This window comes from Alphaproteobacteria bacterium (genome assembly GCA_040905865.1).
Classification (GTDB): domain Bacteria; phylum Pseudomonadota; class Alphaproteobacteria; order UBA8366.
Map to the genome: position 1 here is coordinate 14,391 of JBBDQU010000028.1, position 16,939 is coordinate 31,329.

The 16,939-nt window shown below is 63.3% G+C and carries 18 protein-coding genes and 1 pseudogene; 7 read left to right on the forward strand and 12 right to left on the reverse strand.

Annotation, left to right across the window (positions count from 1 at the left end; all coding sequences use genetic code 11):
- Positions 1-116: 116 nt before the first annotated feature.
- The 3 genes and pseudogenes from WD767_05885 to def form a co-directional block, all read right to left on the reverse strand.
- Positions 117-947, reverse strand: a pseudogene (locus WD767_05885) (enoyl-CoA hydratase-related protein).
- Positions 944-1,600 (reverse strand): COQ9 family protein, encoded by a 657-nt coding sequence (locus WD767_05890; protein ID MEX2615607.1) that lies wholly within the window; start codon positions 1,598-1,600, stop codon positions 944-946. Before WD767_05890 ends, WD767_05885 begins: the two are co-directional and overlap by 4 nt.
- Before the next feature lie 12 nt (positions 1,601-1,612).
- Positions 1,613-2,158 (reverse strand): peptide deformylase, encoded by a 546-nt coding sequence (gene def / locus WD767_05895; GenBank protein ID MEX2615608.1) that lies wholly within the window; start codon positions 2,156-2,158, stop codon positions 1,613-1,615.
- Positions 2,159-2,319: 161 nt separating this feature from the next.
- Here def and rpsU point away from each other — a divergent pair, with 161 nt between their 5' ends.
- Both rpsU and WD767_05905 read left to right on the forward strand, forming a co-directional pair.
- On the forward strand, positions 2,320-2,526 hold the full coding sequence (gene rpsU, locus WD767_05900; protein MEX2615609.1) for a 30S ribosomal protein S21: 207 nt from the start codon (positions 2,320-2,322) through the stop codon (positions 2,524-2,526).
- A 62-nt stretch (positions 2,527-2,588) separates the two neighbouring features.
- Complete coding sequence (locus tag WD767_05905; protein ID MEX2615610.1) at positions 2,589-3,119, forward strand: OsmC family protein; 531 nt, start codon at positions 2,589-2,591, stop codon at positions 3,117-3,119.
- Positions 3,120-3,224: 105 nt separating this feature from the next.
- Here the strand turns inward: WD767_05905 and WD767_05910 are convergent, their stop codons facing one another.
- The 4 genes from WD767_05910 to WD767_05925 form a co-directional block, all read right to left on the reverse strand.
- Entirely contained in the window at positions 3,225-4,334 is a 1,110-nt protein-coding gene (locus WD767_05910) for an enolase C-terminal domain-like protein (protein MEX2615611.1), read from the reverse strand.
- A gap of 128 nt (positions 4,335-4,462) precedes the next feature.
- Positions 4,463-5,860, reverse strand: a complete 1,398-nt coding sequence (locus WD767_05915; protein ID MEX2615612.1) for an NAD(P)(+) transhydrogenase (Re/Si-specific) subunit beta — start codon at positions 5,858-5,860, stop codon at positions 4,463-4,465.
- Positions 5,861-5,875: 15 nt separating this feature from the next.
- Complete coding sequence (locus WD767_05920; GenBank protein MEX2615613.1) at positions 5,876-6,286, reverse strand: NAD(P) transhydrogenase subunit alpha; 411 nt, start codon at positions 6,284-6,286, stop codon at positions 5,876-5,878.
- A complete protein-coding gene (locus WD767_05925) occupies positions 6,273-7,487 on the reverse strand; it encodes a Re/Si-specific NAD(P)(+) transhydrogenase subunit alpha (GenBank protein ID MEX2615614.1) in 1,215 nt (404 codons plus the stop codon). The genes WD767_05920 and WD767_05925 overlap by 14 nt, the downstream gene beginning before the upstream one ends.
- A gap of 203 nt (positions 7,488-7,690) precedes the next feature.
- On the opposite strand from WD767_05925, the gene WD767_05930 reads away from it, so the two are divergent.
- Entirely contained in the window at positions 7,691-8,557 is an 867-nt protein-coding gene (locus tag WD767_05930; GenBank protein MEX2615615.1) for a TauD/TfdA family dioxygenase, read from the forward strand.
- Positions 8,558-8,567: 10 nt separating this feature from the next.
- Here the strand turns inward: WD767_05930 and WD767_05935 are convergent, their stop codons facing one another.
- Genes WD767_05935 through WD767_05950 form a run of 4 tightly spaced genes read right to left on the reverse strand, consistent with a single transcriptional unit; the run spans position 8,568 to position 11,757 of the window.
- Entirely contained in the window at positions 8,568-8,954 is a 387-nt protein-coding gene (locus tag WD767_05935; GenBank protein ID MEX2615616.1) for a VOC family protein, read from the reverse strand.
- 13 nt (positions 8,955-8,967) lie between these two features.
- A complete protein-coding gene (locus WD767_05940) occupies positions 8,968-10,071 on the reverse strand; it encodes a serine hydrolase (protein ID MEX2615617.1) in 1,104 nt (367 codons plus the stop codon).
- A 20-nt stretch (positions 10,072-10,091) separates the two neighbouring features.
- The gene (locus WD767_05945) at positions 10,092-10,430 is read right to left on the reverse strand and encodes a P-II family nitrogen regulator (protein MEX2615618.1); all 339 of its coding nucleotides are present in this window, start codon (positions 10,428-10,430) and stop codon (positions 10,092-10,094) included.
- A 25-nt stretch (positions 10,431-10,455) separates the two neighbouring features.
- Positions 10,456-11,757 (reverse strand): ammonium transporter, encoded by a 1,302-nt coding sequence (locus tag WD767_05950; protein MEX2615619.1) that lies wholly within the window; start codon positions 11,755-11,757, stop codon positions 10,456-10,458.
- Positions 11,758-11,985: 228 nt separating this feature from the next.
- Here WD767_05950 and WD767_05955 point away from each other — a divergent pair, with 228 nt between their 5' ends.
- Positions 11,986-12,687 (forward strand): CPBP family intramembrane glutamic endopeptidase, encoded by a 702-nt coding sequence (locus WD767_05955; GenBank protein ID MEX2615620.1) that lies wholly within the window; start codon positions 11,986-11,988, stop codon positions 12,685-12,687.
- A 1-nt stretch (position 12,688) separates the two neighbouring features.
- Here WD767_05955 and WD767_05960 read toward each other — a convergent pair whose 3' ends face one another.
- Complete coding sequence (locus WD767_05960) at positions 12,689-14,035, reverse strand: AarF/ABC1/UbiB kinase family protein (protein ID MEX2615621.1); 1,347 nt, start codon at positions 14,033-14,035, stop codon at positions 12,689-12,691.
- Between the two features lie 120 nt (positions 14,036-14,155).
- Between WD767_05960 and WD767_05965 the strand changes: the two genes are divergently transcribed.
- The 3 genes from WD767_05965 to WD767_05975 all read left to right on the forward strand — a co-directional run bounded on the left by WD767_05965 (position 14,156) and on the right by WD767_05975 (position 16,938).
- On the forward strand, positions 14,156-15,259 hold the full coding sequence (locus WD767_05965) for an LLM class flavin-dependent oxidoreductase (GenBank protein MEX2615622.1): 1,104 nt from the start codon (positions 14,156-14,158) through the stop codon (positions 15,257-15,259).
- A gap of 134 nt (positions 15,260-15,393) precedes the next feature.
- On the forward strand, positions 15,394-15,705 hold the full coding sequence (locus tag WD767_05970; GenBank protein MEX2615623.1) for a hypothetical protein: 312 nt from the start codon (positions 15,394-15,396) through the stop codon (positions 15,703-15,705).
- 6 nt (positions 15,706-15,711) lie between these two features.
- Positions 15,712-16,938, forward strand: a complete 1,227-nt coding sequence (locus tag WD767_05975) for an amidohydrolase family protein (protein MEX2615624.1) — start codon at positions 15,712-15,714, stop codon at positions 16,936-16,938.
- Position 16,939: the final 1 nt, after the last annotated feature.

Here is a 16,939-nt window from a genome sequence, read left to right on the forward strand (position 1 = left end):
GCCCGCAAAAGCGCCGATGCTCCGGTTGAACGCCGCGTGGGGCAGCGTCAGTTCGAAATCGATGCCGTGGTCGCGGATGCCCCTGTTGAACCGGTCGACGCCGCGCTGGCTGTTATCGGCCCGCGCACCGTGAAAGCGGCAACGCCGTCGTCGCGGTCCAGCGCGATGGTCAGCGTGCCGTAGCGGATGTCGTCGCCCCTGATCTCCCGGGCCAGCGGCGTCAGTTCGATCCCCGCACCCGCCGCCGGACGCTCCGACGCGGCGGCGAATGCCGCCGCCCGCGCCCGCGCGGTTTCCCGCATTGCCGAGCGCGACGCCAGTTCATCCACCAGCCCCCAGTCCAGCGCCCGCCGGCCCCGCATGCCCTCGGTCACAGTGCAGAAGAAATCGGCCCGGTCGCGCCGGACATGGCGCTTGTCGACAACGCGCGTCAGCCCCCCGGTGCCGGGCAGAACCGCCAGCATCGGCACTTCCGGCAGCGATATGGCGCTGGCGCCGTCATCGACGAGGATAATATGGTCGGTCGCGAGCGCCAGTTCATAGCCGCCCCCCGCCGCCGTTCCGGCGATGGCGGCAACATAGCGCTGGCCGGAAAACTTGCTGGCATCCTCCATCCCCAGCCGCGTCTCGTTGGTGAATTTGCAGAAATTCACCTTCTCCGCATGGGTCGCGCCGCCCAGCATGGCGATATTGGCCCCGGCGCAGAACACCCGTTCCTGCGCCGACGTCACCAGGACGGCGCCGACTTCGGGATGCTCGAAGCGCACTCGCTGAATGGCGTCGTAGAGTTCGATATCGACACCCAGATCATAGGAATTCAGTTTCAGCGCGTAGCCCGGTTGCAGGCCGCCGTCTTCATCCACGTCCAGAATCAGGGTGGCGACCGCGCCGTCGATCTGCAGGGTCCAGTGCCGGTACCGGTCCGGATGGGTCGTAAAGTCGATCATGTGCGAGGCGCGGGCCGCGTCACATTGCGCAGTATCCGGAACGGGTCCGGCAGGCGCCCGGCGAGCCTGCCGATTCCGGCCAGCGCCTTCGGAATCCGCATCACTTCCGCGATGCGGCGGTCAAGGAATGCCCAGGTCGTGGCGAAACCCTCGGAATTGTCGTTCAGCCAGCACAGCAGCGTCGCGCCATAGACCCCGGCCAGCAGGCCGCGCTTGGTATAGAAATTGTGATCGGTCGACGTATCGCCCGCCGCGTGCCACATCGCATCGACGGTGCGGTACAGGAGCCGTGTCGCAAGGCCGCCGTTCTGCGGCAGCGCGAGCAGCGCCAGCGCGCGGCGGATCGCTTCGCGATGCGCCATGTTCTGTTCCAGGCGGACCCGCACCGCTGTCGCGATCCTGTCGCGTATTTTCATCGATTCCAGGCCGCGTTCCGCCAGTTCCTCCAGCATCAGCCGGTCGGCATAATGGCTGTGACAGGCGATCAGGTCCGGCGCGCCCTGCGGAAACAGTCGCCGCGCCGTCGCCGCGTCATATCCCGCATCCGCCGCGCCGCGCAGCAATGACGCCTCGCCCCAGCCGTCGAACGGCACATGGGACATGGCGGCGAGCATGATGGCGGTGCGCATGGCACCGGCATCGCTTTTGGTCATGGCGGCGGCCTCCTATTCATCTGCGATATCGTCCGGATTTTCCATATAGTGCCGCAGTTCCTCGCGGAACATGAGAGTTCCGAGATCGGTCATGCGCTGCGGATACAATATGCCGTCCAGGTGATCGCATTCATGCTGCACCACCCGCGCATGGAATCCGCTTGCGGTGCGCTCGATCCGTTCGCCCGCTTGCGTGTAGGCCGAATAGCGGATGTTTTCCCAGCGCGGCACCAGGCCGGTCAGGCCGGGAACCGACAGGCAGCCTTCCCAGTCGGTGCCGGTCGCTTCGCCAAGCGGTTCGATTTCCGGATTGATGAGAACCGTCATCGGCACGGTGTCCGCGGCGTTTGCATCCCGGTGTGACGGCGCATGGAAGACCACGACCCGCAATGGCACATGCACCTGCGGCGCCGCCAGCCCCGCCCCCTGCGCATCCGCCATGGTTTCCACCATGTCGGCGATCAGCCTCGCGATGTCGGGGGCTGTCGGATCCGCGACCGGCGCGGCCACGCGGCGCAGCACGGGATGCCCCATCCGGGCGATTTTCAGTATGGCCATGCGGCTAATATGCGCACCCGAAGCCCAATGTCAAAGCGGTGTTTGACCGCAAACACCGGCCCGTACAGCTGTTTCCAGCCGTTTTCCGCCCTTTTCAAGCACACCCCCCTGTGCTATAAGCCGCCCTCCATACACAAACTTTAGAATTGAGGAGACGAGTTATCGTACAGGTAGTTGTCCGCGAAAATAATGTCGATCAAGCGTTGCGCGTGCTGAAGAAAAAGCTGCAGCGCGAAGGTGTTTTCCGCGAAATGAAACTCCGCCAGGCTTTTGAAAAGCCGTCGGAACGGCGCGCCCGCGAAAAAGCGGAAGCCCGGCGCCGTTACCGCAAGCTGATGCGCAAGCGTCTGGAACGCGAAGGCTACTAACCACACGGCGTTACTGCTAGGTTTGGGCGTCCCCGGGGGCAGGCTTCAGGGACGTTTTTGGCATGCCCGCGATCCGGGCGGCGGAACTCGTTTTCAATGGGGTGCATGACATGACGGATAACAGCGACATTCCATCCCGCCGTGAGAACTGGGCAGTATCCGAATTCCGGGGCGGTGCAAAGTCGCTCATTACCCTTAAAAGCGGCCATGTCCTCGTGGCGGACGAGCCACCCGGATTTGCCGGCGGGACCGGGGGACAGAATACCGGCCCGACGCCGACCGGCTTCCTTGTCGCGGCCTTCGCCGCCGATATTCCCGTCGTTCTGCAACGGATCGCCAGGGCGCAGGGCATCGAACTGCAGTCGGTCCAGGCCCGCGTGACCATCGCCTGGAATCCGCGCGTGATTGCCGGGCTGGACGAAGGCGAACCCACCCCGTTCGAAGCCGTCAGCGATATCGAAATCCGAACCGATGCAGCGCCGGCGGAAATCGAGCGCATGAAGGCCGCATATCTGAAACGCTGCCCGCTGTATAACCTGCTGCGCCTGAGCGGCTGCCGCATGGTGGAGAACTGGAATATCGCCGCTCCCTGACGCGAAGGCGACGTTTCCCGTGGACCTGAGGCTAAAGCAAATATATAGAGCAGATTCACGCTTTTATCTGACGCAATTATTGCGTCAGATAAAAGGCGATCTGCTCTAACTCAGCACTCCGACTGTCAGGCGCTTGATGGCGTCCATGTCGTACTCGATGCCGAGCCCCGGTCCGTCAGGCGCCGTCACATGCCCCTTCTTGTCGATGTCCAGATCGTTGAGAACACCGAACTTATGGGCCTTTCCCGGTAGCAGCACCTCGAACATCTCACTGTTGGGTAGCGCCTGAATCAAATGCAGGTTGGCGATGTTGTTGACCGAGTTCCCGCCATGATGGATCTCGTAGTTCATGTGGAACCCGTGCGCGAGCATGGCCGTCATCAGGCACGGCGTGATGCCGCCCTTCACCGCCACGTCGCCACGCAGGTAGTCGGTGGCGTGCATGGTGATCCACGGTGCGTAGAAGTGGAATCCGCCCGGCTGGTACTCGGTCGCCATCACCGGAATCTCCAGCTTCTCGCACAGCTTGACGTAGGTCCAGATGTCGGTGTGCGGCAACGGGTCCTCGAACCAGTAGTAACCCATTTCCTTCAGCGCGATGCCGAGTTTGAGGGAATGGCCATAGTCGAGATGGGCCGCCGCATCGACCATCAGCCGGTAATCGGGACCGACTGCATCGCGGATTTTGCGGTGCAGCGCGATGTTCTGGTCTACCGTGTAGTGTGCCGGCGGGTGGGTCTTGTAACCGACATAGCCTTCATCCTTCACCTGCAGGCCGAGGTCGACGTATTCCTCGTCCGTCTTCAGGGTCGGCGAGCTGGCATAGACCGGCACGCTGTGCTGGTGCGTCCCAATCAGCTTGTGGACCGGCAGCCCTGCCACCTTTCCCGCCAGATCCCATAGCGCCACGTCGATCGAACCGATGGCGCGGAACGAGGTGGCGACGACGCGCTTCAACATATCCTCGTGGATCGCGCCCCGGTCAAAGGGATCGCGGCCCATGATGATGGGCTTGAGGATGTTAATCATCGACCAGGCTTCGATCTCGGCGCTGCGATACGACGCGCCGAGGAAGCTCTGTCCCGTCACGCCTTCGTCGGTGCTGATCGTCACCAGCCCGATCTGGCTACTGTTCACCAGCGGATTGGTTGTGCCGTACTGGGCATGGCCACCGCCCCATTCGAACATGGTCAGCGTCACATCTGTGATCTTCACGAATGTTTCCTCCCGCCGGATAAGAGTGCCCTGTACCGGGTCGAGAGAAGATTCCGGATCAATATAAAATTCCGGTCAAGGCTAAAATACGCGGTTTCGCGGGGTCCATAGCGCCAGAACCGGTACCGCTACATCGCCTGCAAGGCGTTCACGATGTCTTCGCACATTTTTTTGGCGTCGTCGAACAGCATCATCGTGTTGTCCCGGTAGAACAGGACATTGTCCACGCCCGCATAGCCAGGGCTGAGCGACCGCTTCACGAACAGTACCGTGCCCGCATTTTCGACATCCAGGATCGGCATGCCGTAAATCGGGCTTTCCGGGTCCGTCTTGGCGACCGGGTTGGTCACGTCATTGGCGCCGATGACGAAGGCCACATCGGTGGACGAGAAATCCCGGTTGACCTGCTCCAGTTCCAGGACGTCGTCATAGGGCACGTTGGCTTCGGCCAGCAACACGTTCATATGCCCCGGCATCCGGCCCGCCACGGGATGGATCGCGTAGGTCACCTTGATGCCTTCGGCCTTCAGCAGGTCGCACATCTCCCGCAGGGCGTGCTGCGCCTGCGCCACCGCCATGCCGTAACCCGGCACGATGATGACGCTGCCGGCATTCTTCATGATGAAGGCCGCGTCGTCGGCGCTGCCGCGGCGCACCGTCTTGTCGCCATCCGCGCCCGCCGCCGAGCCGCCGCTTTCCGCGCCGAATCCGCCCAGGATGACGTTGAAGAAAGACCGGTTCATCCCCTTGCACATGACATAGCTGAGGATCGCGCCGGAAGAGCCGACCAGCGCGCCGGTAATGATCAGCGCCGGGTTGGACAGGGTGAAGCCGATACCGCAGGCCGCCCAGCCGGAATAACTGTTCAGCATCGAAATCACGACCGGCATGTCCGCGCCGCCAATCGGGATGATGATCAACACGCCCATCACGCAGGACAGCAGCACGATGACCCAGAACAGGGTGACGCTTTCGCTGCTGCAGAACCAGTACACCAGCCCCAGCAGGACCAGCGCCAGCAGCGCATTGAGCGCATGCTGCCCGGTAAAGGTGACCGGCGAACCGCCCAGAAAGCCCTGCAGCTTGCCGAAAGCGACGATCGACCCGGTAAAGGTTATGGCGCCGATAACCGTCCCGATGCTCATCTCGACCAGGCTGCCGAGCGTGATGTGACCCGCTGTCCCGATCCCGTAGGCGGCCGGTTCGTAAAAGGCGGCCGCCGCGACAAAGACGGCGGCGAGCCCGACCAGGCTGTGGAAGGCCGCGACGAGTTCCGGCAGCGCCGTCATCTTGATTTTCATCGCGATGAACGTCCCGATACCGGCGCCGATCAGCATGCCGAGCAGGATGATCCAGTAGCTCAACACGCCTGGCGCCGCCAGGGTGGTGACGATGGCGATGACCATACCAATCATGCCGAAAAGGTTGCCCCTGCGGGCGGTCACCGGCGAGGACAGGCCCCGCAACGACATGATGAAACAGATACTGGCAAGGAGATAGGCGAATGCGGAAAGATTCTCGCTCATGATGTGCGGCGCCCGCTATTTCTTGCGGAACATCGACAGCATGCGCTGCGACACGATGAACCCGCCGAAGATGTTGATGGAGGCAAGGACCACGGCAATGAAACCGAATACCTTGGCAAAGCTCATATCGACGGGGCCGGCCGCAATCAGCGCGCCGACAATGATGACCGAGGAAATGGCGTTGGTCACGCTCATCAGCGGCGAATGCAGCGCCGGCGTGACGCTCCAGACGACGTAATAGCCGACGAATACGGCAAGCACGAAGATCGTGAAGAAGAATACGAAATTGTCACCGCCGCCACCGGACGAAGCAACCTGCCCGGCGAGCTGATTGGCCTGCACCATCAGCGCTTCCGCCTTGCCGGCAAGCGCCTTCGCGCCTTCGGCGACGCCCGTCGCCTGCTCGACCAGCTTATCCGTTTCCATCGACCGCCTCCTCCGTCTTCGCCGGTTCCCCGTCCGTTGCAGCCGGTGCCGCCGGCTTCGGCGCCAGTGAGGAATGGACCACCGCGCCGTCGCGCGTCACGAGCGTTCCGGCAATTATTTCATCGTCGGTGTCAATCTTGAGCGCCCCGGTTTCCGTATCGATCATCGGCGTCAGGAAACTGACGATATTGCGCGCGAACAGCCGGCTGGCATCGCCGGACAGCCGGCCCGGCACATTGGCGTGGCCGACAATCTTGACTCCGTTTCTGACCACGATCTTGCCGAGTTGCGACAGCGGGCAGTTGCCGCCAGCCTCCACCGCCAGATCGACGATCACCGATCCCGGCTTCATGGTATCGACCATTTCCTCGGTCACCAGCACCGGCGCCGGCCGGCCCGGGATCAGCGCCGTGCAGATCACGATATCCTGCTTCGCGATGGCCGTGGCGATCAGCGCCCCCTGCTTCGCCTTGTATTCAGCGCTCATTTCCTTGGCGTAGCCGCCAGCGGTTTGCGCCTGGGCGAATTCCGCATCCTCGACGGCGACGAAAGTCGCGCCCAGCGATTCGACCTGTTCCTTGGTCGCCGGCCGCACATCGGTCGCCGATACGATGGCGCCCAGCCGTCGGGCGGTGGCGATGGCCTGCAGGCCCGCGACGCCGACGCCCATGATCAGCACGCGGGCCGGCGGAATGGTGCCCGCCGCGGTCATCATCATCGGAAAGGCGCGGCCGAATTCCGACGCAGCGTCCAGCACCGCCTTGTATCCGGCCAGATTGGCCTGCGAGGACAGGATATCCATCGACTGCGCCCGCGAGATACGCGGCACGAGTTCCAGCGCGAAGCCCGTGACGCCCGATCCCGCAAGTGTTTCGACCCAGGTCTGATCGCTCAGCGCCTGCATCTGGCAGATCAGCGCCTGCCCCGGCGAGAAATCCGCCAGTTCGTCAATGTCTTCCGCCCCGGTCATGGGACGCTGTATCTTGAGGGCGATATCCGCGCCCTCTAGCGCCGCCTTCGCCGTATTGGCGATTGTGGCGCCCGCGTCCCGGTACGCGGCGTCGGAGACGGAGGCGCCTTTACCGGCGCCTGTCTCGACGACAACCTCGGCCCCGAGGGATATGAGTTTCTTGACGGTTTCGGGAACGCCCGCGACCCTCGTTTCGTGGGGACGCTTTTCTTTCAGAATGGCGATTTTCATCGTCGGCTTTCCCGCCTGCGGTCGGTTTCCAAGCGGGCCAAAATACAGAAAGCACCGCCTTTGCCAAGGGGAAGCTGACGGATATTTGATTTTCCGGACAAAAGTGTCATGCTTTAGGACGCAGAAACGCCTGAAATACAATCATATGTTCGGATTTATATCGTCGCGCAACCAAATATAGAAACACTGGAGATTCTCTTGTCATGACCGCCTATCGAAAAATCGAGGTAACCCCTGTCGCGGGCGCCCTGGGCGCGGAAATCGGCGGAGTCGACCTGTCGGCCCTGCCCGACGAGGCAACATTCGATGAAATCCGGCAGGCCTTCCATGAGTACCTGGTCATCTTTTTCCGCAACCAGTCCCTGACGCCGGAGCAGCACCGTGATTTCGGCCGGCGCTTCGGCGATCTGGACATTCATCCGTTTGCAGCGGGCCTGGAGGATTTTCCGGAAGTCATGCCCGTCATCAAGGAAGCCACCGACAACAGCAGCAATTTCGGCGGCACCTGGCATACGGATGTCACCTTCTACGAAAGACCGGCGCTGGGTTCGATCCTCTACGCGCTGGATGTCCCGGCATCGGGCGGCGATACCATGTTCGCAAACATGTACATGGCGTACGATGCCCTGTCCGACGGGATGAAGCTGATGCTGGACGGCATGACAGCCATGCATGACGCCAGCCGCAGTTATGGCGCCACAAACAGCCGCGCGACCGAAAGGCTGAAGAAGAACAGCGGTTCGATGCAGATACGTACCGGGATCGACGCCTACAAGCAGGTCGAACACCCGGTGATTCGCACGCACCCCGAAACGGGGCGCAAGGGACTGTTCGTGAACGCCAACTTCACCCACAATTTCAAGGGCTGGACCGAAGCGGAAAGCGAACCCCTGCTGCGGTACCTGTATGATCACGCGGTGCGCCCGGAATTCACCTGCCGGTTCCGCTGGCAGCCGGGATCGGTCGCTTTCTGGGACAACCGCTGCACCCAGCATTTCGCGCTGAACGACTATGCCGGGCACCGGCGCGAAATGCACCGGGTGACGGTGATCGGCGAACGGCCGGTCTGAAACACCGTATTTACGGGTAAGGCGGGCCTTTCAGCTCCACCGTATTGCCGTCCGGGTCCCTGATATAGATCGACGGACCGTTGCCTTCCGCGCCAACGCGGCTTTCGACGCTGCCGGCTTCCACGCCATGGGCTTCCAGATACGTCCGGATGGCATCCGCATCGAAGGGATCCACTCGCACCGCGAAATGATCCATGTTGCCGGGCCCGTCCGGCGGCGGCGACTGTTTCGCGTCCATCAGGTCGATCATCGACGCCCCGGCGCGAAGCTGCACCAGCCCGATCGAGTCCAGCCGCCGTTCCTCGCGGCAGCCCAGCACATCGCAATAAAACCCCAGCGCGCGGTCCATATCCGCGGTGCGGATGACGACATGGTCGATATTGCGGATCGATATCACGGAGTCCTCCGGATCAGGTCAGGCTGCCCATGACGCGACCGATCAGGTCATTCGTCTTCCGGGCGTCGATCCAGCGGAAGACCCCGACAAGCTGCAGGGCCGGGTCGATCCAGATGATATGCTGCCCGGCGCCAAGCGCGAAGAAGCTGGTGTCCGGCGCATTGCTGAAATGCGCGCCGCCGGTGTTCAGCCACCACAGCAGGCCGTAGGTCGGTTTGATCGGGCATGGCGTGCTCAGGGCCTCGAACCAGCTTTCGGGCAGAAGCTGCTTTCCCTCCCACGCGCCGCGCCGGACGATAAGCTGCCCCATGCGCGCGTGATCCAGGCTGCTGATCCACAATCCGCCGCCCCAATGCGCGCCGCCGGGCACCGACGCCATCGGCACGCCGTCGATTTCAAAGAAGGAATTGCGGTAGTGATGCCAGGTCCAGCTGTCCGACACGCCGATCGGATCCATGATGCGTTCCTTGAGCACCGCGGGCAGCGGGCGGCGGAAGACCTGCATCAGGCACAGGCTCAGCCGGTTGACGCGGACGTCGTTGTATTCCCAGAAACTGCCGGGCTTCCGCAGGTCGCGATGGGTGCCTTTTTTCGAATTGTCGGCGCCGACGCCGACCTGCCGGTGCCGGTCGACCAGATCCGGTTTGTCCCACAGCGACCCTTCGAATTCACTGGTCATGTTCAGCAGATGCCGCCAGGTGATATCCCGGTTCTGGTCGGTGTCGAAGGCCGCATCGATGGCGTAGTCGCGGACGGGATCGTCGATGCTGCGGATCAGCCCGTCGGCCACGGCCAGCCCGGCCAGGATCGACAGGTAGCTTTTCGCCGCGCTGAAGGTCATTTCCACGCTGTCGGGATCGCCCCAGCCGGCAACTATGACGCCGTCCTTCAGGATCAGCCCGTTGGGGCCGGTCCGGTCCTTGATCGGTCCGAGCGGTTCGTTCCACGGCGCCGGCTCGCGCGATTTCTCGATCCTGGCCAGCCCCGCGCCGAGATTGCGCGGCCAGGGCGTTTCCGCCGATTCCGCGAAGGCGACAGCGTCGGCCAGCCGGCTCGCATCGATGCCGACAGTGCCGGGATCGGCCCGGCGCAAACCGGTTGACAGCATGTCATCCATGATCGCCTCCTGAAAAGCCGCTACAATGCGTCCTCGCCGGTTTCCCCGGTGCGGATGCGCACGGCACGCCCCATGTCATAAACGAAGACCTTGCCATCGCCAATCTTTCCGGTGCGCGCGGCGTTCTGTATCGCCTCGACCACCTGCTCGACCTGGTCTTCGCCGATGGCGACTTCGATCTTCACCTTCGGCAGGAAATTCACCGCGTATTCGGCGCCGCGGTAGATTTCCGTATGCCCTTTCTGACGGCCGTAACCCCGGACCTCCGTGACGGTCATTCCGTCGATTCCCATCCCGGTCAGCGCTTCCCGGACCGCGTCCAGCTTGTGCGGCTTGATCACCGCCATCACCATTTTCATGTCTCGGTCTCCCTTTTTCAAATTCCTACAGGTCGTAGCTGCGTTCACCATGGGCCGTGATGTCCAGCCCCTCGATCTCGTCTTCATCGGAAACCCGCAACCCGAAGATCGCCGAGGCCAGCTTGATAATGATGTAACTGGCCAGCGCCGACCAGATCGCCACGGAAACGACGCCGACCGTCTGCACCCACAGGTGATCGCCGACCCCCATGCCTTCCGCCAGCCCGAGCCCCTGGAAGCTTTCCAGCGCCAGGAAGGACAGCATCAGCGTACCCAGGATGCCGCCGATGCCGTGCACCGCGAAGACATCGAGCGAATCGTCGATCCTGATCGTCTGTTTCACCCAGGTCGTCATCCAGTGACAGACGATGCCCGCCACGAAGCCGATGATCAGCGCCCCGACCGGGCCGACAAAGCCGGAAGCCGGCGTGATCGTCGCCAGGCCGGCAACCATGCCGGTCACGATCCCGATCAGGCTGGGCTTGCCGAACTTGATCCATTCGACCATGGCCCAGCTCAGCGAGGCGGTTGCGGCGGAAATATGCGTCACCAGCATCGCCATGCCGGCATTGCCGTCCGCCGCCAGCGCGCTGCCCGCATTGAAGCCGAACCAGCCGACCCACAGCATGGCCGCGCCCATCATGGTGATCCCCGGATTGTGCGGCGGCCGCACCTGATCCGGAAAGCCGCGGCGGCTGCCCAGCATTGCGGCGAAAACCAGTGCGGACACGCCCGCCGTCACATGGACGACGATTCCGCCGGCGAAATCGCGAATGCCCATTTCCGCCAGCCAGCCGCCGCCCCATACCCAATGCGTCACCGGCACATAGACGACAAACAGCCAGACGCCGCTAAAGAACAGCACGGCGGAAAACTTCACCCGTTCCGGATAGGCGCCGACGATCAGCGCCGGGGTAATGATCGCGAAGGCCATCTGGAACATGAAGAACACGGCTTCGGGGATCGTTCCTTCCATCGCGTCGGTGCCGACCCCGGCAAAAAACGCCTTTTCAAGTCCGCCGATAAGCGGGTTGACGTAGCCGCCATCGCCAAAGGCCAGACTGTATCCGGCGACCAGCCAGAGCACCGATACAAGACAACAGATCGAGAAACAGTGCATCAGCACCGACAGCACGCTGCTGGCCCGCACCAGACCGCCATAGAACAGCGCCAGCCCCGGCAGCGTCATGAACAGCACCAGCGCCGTCGATGTCAGTATCCAGGCCGTGTCGCCGTCGCTCAGCGTATCCTGCGCCGCGGCCAGTCCCGGCCACAGCATGGCCCCGATACCGGCCAGCGCCGCGATGGCGCGTGTATTCTTCCCCATCAGCATTCTGTTCCCCCCCTGCTCGGCATGACGCCAGCTTTCGCGCGCCGATAGACCGTCATACGGTCGAATCACGTATGAATGTTTATTTTTTAAGCCTAGTGCAAATTAGTTTACCGATCCATTGCTCAAACATTGGCCTCCTTGAGGCCGCGTTTGCGCATTGCCGGGGCGGGCGCCAGGCGTGACAATGCCGGCATGTCCGAACCCTCTCCGGAAAACAACGGCATGCCGCTGGTTTCGATCGACGGCCGGGACCTGCTGGTCGCCATGGCCATCGGTATCGGCGTTCTGGCCGCGCTGCTGGCGGCGGTCATTTTGCTCGGCGCTATCGTACGGCCCGGGCGATCCGCCGCGACCGTGATCGACCTCGTCTTCGGATTTGCCGCCTATGCCGGCGTCTTCGCCGCCGTATGGCTCGCTGTCGTGGCGGTCCGGGGCCGCCGCGCGGCGGATATGGGCCTGCGGCCGTGCAGCCTGCGCCTGCGATGGACGGGCGTAATGCTGGGATTCGCCTGGGTTGCCGCCTCGTGCCTGTTTTACGGGGCGACCGGCCAATGGGACACCGCCATGTCCGGCGGCAGAAGCCTGGTTCGCCCGTACCTGCAAGGCGGGATTTCCTTTATCCTGCTGATGGCGCTCGCTGGGCCCGTCGCCGCCTTCGTCGAGGAAACCGTTTTCCGGGGGCTGCTCTATGGCTGGCTGCGCCAAAAGACCGGCGTGGCGATTGCCGCCATGTCCAGCAGCCTGCTGTTCACGGCGGCGCATTTCTATGTCTATTCGGCCGGAATCGTGTTTGTCGTCGAGATGGTCGCGCTGGCCATCGTGCTGGCGCTGCTGTTCGAATACAGCCGTTCGCTCTGGCCCGGCATCCTGTGCCACGCGGCAAACAACCTGGCGGTCCTGGGCGTTTACCTGATCGCCGGATAGGTCAGGCCGCGTCCGGCACTCCGGCCTTTTTCAGCGCGTCCCTCTGCCGCTTTTCCAGCGTATCCACGTCGAAATCGCCGATCAGGTCGTGGAACATGCGGTGCCAGTTGATCTCCGCGCGCAGATGCATGAAGACCGAACCAAGGCCGATGGCGGCGCGGTCCATCAGCACGAATTCGCGCGGCGGGGTGACGCCGCCGAGGCGGCGCAATTCCTCATGCACCTTGTGGGCGATGCGCGCGCCGTACATGCCGCTTTCCGATTCCTGGATCTTCTGCACCCTGTCATCCATCAGCGGCGCATAGACAAAGTTCGCCCAGATGTTCAGCACCTCGATGGTTTCCCTGTTCAGCCCGGTAAAACCCCAGGTTTCATAGGCATGCAGCGCCAGGTCCGGGTCGTCGTTGCACAGCCCGTTATAGAGGTCGATCACCCCTTTCACGAAACTCGGCGGGAAAACGCGGATGCAGCCGAAATCCAGCAGGTTGATGGCGAGGTCCGGCCGGACGCTGTAATTGCCCAGATGCGGGTCGCCGTGGATAACGCCATAACCGTAGAACGGCACATACCATGCGCGGAACATGTTCTGCGCGATGGCGTTGCGTTCCGCCAGTTCAGCGTTGCGGGAATCCATCAGCGGCCGGCCGTCCATCCAGGTCATGGTCAGTAGCCGCGCGGTCGTCAGATCGGCTATCGCTTCCGGCACGTGCACGCCATCTTCCGTGGCCAGCATGTTGCCGTAGAGCGTCATATGGGCGGCTTCACGGATGTAATCCAGTTCCTCGCGCAGTCGCGCCGACAGTTCGGTGTGTATCTGTTTGGTGGAAATCGCCTTGTCGTAACGTTCGAATATGGAAAAGGCGAGGCGCAGCTGTTTCAGGTCGGCTTCCACCGCCGAGGCCATGTCCGGGTATTGCAGCTTGCAGGCCAGCAGCCGCCCATCCAGTCCCGTCGCCCGGTGCACCTGGCCCAGCGAGGCGGCATGGGCGGCTTCGCGTTCGAAGTCCCTGAACTTCTCCTGCCAGTCGGGGCCCAGTTCGCTCGCCATCCGGCGGCGCACGAAGGGCCAGCCCATCGACGGCGCATTGGTTTGCAACTGCTGCAGTTCCTCGACATATTCCGGCGGCAGCGCGTCGGGGATGGTCGACATGATCTGGGCCACCTTCATCAGCGGCCCTTTCAGCCCGCCCAGCGCCGCCTTCAGGTCCCCCGCATGCCTGCCCTTGTCAAGACCGAGGCCGAAATACTTCGAGCCCGCGAAACGTACCGCGAGCCCGCCGACGGCGCCGCCGACCCGGGCGTAACGCCGCGCCCGGCCGGCGACGCTGCTGTTTTCATCCGATGCCATAGCGAATAAATGGGGCGGCGGGGTCCGACTGTCAAAGCCTTCGCGCGCGCTTTGTAACTTGCGCGGAACGCCGCTAACATCGTCACGTCGATTGACGGATGACACGGAGGATCCAGGGTCATGAAATGGGGAACGTTCAGCCTGAGCCAGATACCCGATCTCAGCAAGGTACCGGAAACCTTTGAGACGGATTTCGAGCAATTCCAGCTTGCCGAGGAAATCGGCTTCGATACGATCTGGATCGCCGAACACCTGTTTTCCACCTACGGCGTCGTGACCTCCACCCAGGTTCTGGCCGCCGCCATCGCGAAGGCGACGAAGACGATCAAGATCGGCATGTCGGTTGTCGTGCTGCCGTTCAATCATCCGCTGCGCACCGCATCCGATTTCGCACTGGTCGACATACTGTCAAAGGGACGGCTGCTGTTCGGCGCCGGGCGCGCCTACCAGCCGCATGAATTCGTCGGCCTCGGCATCCCGATGGAGCAAAGCCGCGAGATGTACGAGGAAGCGCTCGACGTCATCCTCAAGGCCTGGACCCATGACACCATCACCCATGACGGCGCATTCTGGCAGATTCCCCAGCCGACCCAGGTCCTGCCCAGACCGGTGCAGCAGCCGCACCCGCCGGTCTATCAGGCCTGCATTTCGCCGGAAAGTTTCAAAACGGCGGCGCGTCGCGGCTTCGGACTGCAGCTCGCCTCGCCCTTCACCTATCGCACCTACCGGGAGGAATGGATCGACCGGCTGGCGGAATCGGTCGGGGAATACGAGCGGGAATGCGAAAAGCATGGGCACGACCCCAGGGGCACGGAACGCATGATGCTGCTGCCCTTCTTCGTGCATGAATCGGCGACGGAGGCGCACCGCATTTTCCGAGAGAGGGTCGAGTGGTTCTACGCCAAGGTGACCGGCAACCAGAAGGCCGTGCCCGGCCAGGCGGAGACGATCAGGGGATACGAGCTGACCATGGCGGAAAGCCGCAAGACGGCGGCGGGCGGCTACCTGAATTTCGACAAGCTGTATGAACACGGCGCCTGCATCGCCGGCGATCCGGCCACCTGCGCCGAGAAGCTGAACGAATTGCGCGAGCGGCTGGGCGTCACCGAATTCGTGCTCTGGACCAATATCGGCGGCATGCCGGCGGAAGAATCGAAACAGGCCATGCGGCTGATCATGAGCGACGTCGCGCCGCGCGTGAACGCGATGGCCGCGGCGAAATAGCGCCGCGCCGGTTGCGCGGTTTTCCCGAACCCGTTACCACTGGACCGAAAGCGCTGCCATCGCATTGCAGATGGGCCGGCCGGTCAGATTGGGCAGCGCGGCCGCCACCCGAACCTCTCCCCGCAGGAGACGTGATGAAACTGACCGAAATGCAGATCGTGATCGCCAAGATGGCGGTCAAGGCGGACCCGATTCCCGAAGACCATCCCGCGGCCGTGCAACTGTCCGAGAACTTCGGCGAGCACACATTCTACCTGGCCGAAGCGGGCCTGCTGGTCTTCCATCCGACCGACGAAAACCCGGACGGGCAACAGACCGCGCGCCTCGTCTTCATCGCCGAATGGGCGGACGACGAAAAGACGGAACTCAAGGCCATCGAACCGCAACCGACCGAAATCGCCATCGCCTTCGCCGGCATGGGCGACGGGGACGAGGAAGAAGGCTGACCGTCCATGGACCTGATCATCCGCAATGCCCGCCTCGCCGGGCGGGACGGGCCGAATGTCGATATCGGTATCGAAGGCGGATTGATCCGCGCGGTCGAACCGGACCTTGCGGCGGAAGGCGACGAAATGGATGCGGGCGGGCGCCTGGTATCGCCCGGCCTGGTGGAATCGCATTTCCATCTCGACAAGGCGCTGATCGTCGACCGCGCGCCGCCGCCATCGGACCGGCAGATCCGCGACCACATGCAGCGCACGGCGGCGATCAAGCATACCTTCACGGTGGAGGATATCTACGACCGGGCGCGGCGCACGCTGGAACAATGCGTGCTGAACGGCGTCACCCATATGCGCACCCATGTCGAGGTCGACCCCAATGTCGGCATGAAGGGGTTCGACGCCATCGCGCAACTGGCGCAGGATTACCGCTGGGCCATCGACCTGGAGCTCTGCGTCTTCCTGCAGGAGGGCTGGACCGCCACGCCGGGCGCGGAGGACAATATCGTCGAAGGGCTGCGCCGGGGCGCGCCCGTGGTCGGCGGCGCGCCGCGCTACGACCCCGACCGGGCCGGGCAGATCGACCGCATCTTCGCGCTGGCGCGGGAATACGACGTGCATGTCGATATCCATCTGGACGGCGGCCACGACACCAGCGAGATCGACGTCTACAGGGTCTGCGACCATGCGGACCGGATTGGCTGGGGCGGAAGGGTCGCCATAGGCCACGGTTCGAAATACGCCTCCCTGCCGCCGGAACCGCTGCACAGGCTGGGCAGGCGGCTGGGCGAAGCCGGCGTCGCGGTCGCGGTGCTGCCCGCCACCGACCTGTTCAACAACGGCCGCCACATGGACCACAACGTGCTGCGCGGCGTCGCCGACGCCAATACGCTGGTGGGTCTCGGCGCGAACTGTTCGATTTCCACCAACAACGTGCTGAACCCGTTCACGCCCTTCGGCGACTGCTCGCTGGTGCGTATCGCCAACATGTACGCCAATACCGTCCAGCGCGGCACGAAAGAGGATATGGCGGAAATATTCGCCATGATCACCGACCGCCCGGCCCGGATCATGCGCCGCGACGACTACGGCATCGCGCCGGGCAACCCCGCCGACCTGGCGCTGTGGAATGTGGACACGCCAGCCGACGTGATCGCCGCCATCGCCCAGCCGGTCGCGGGGTTCAAGCGGGGACGCCGGACCTTCCTGCGCTCACTGCCCTATCTGCAGCGGCCCTGAG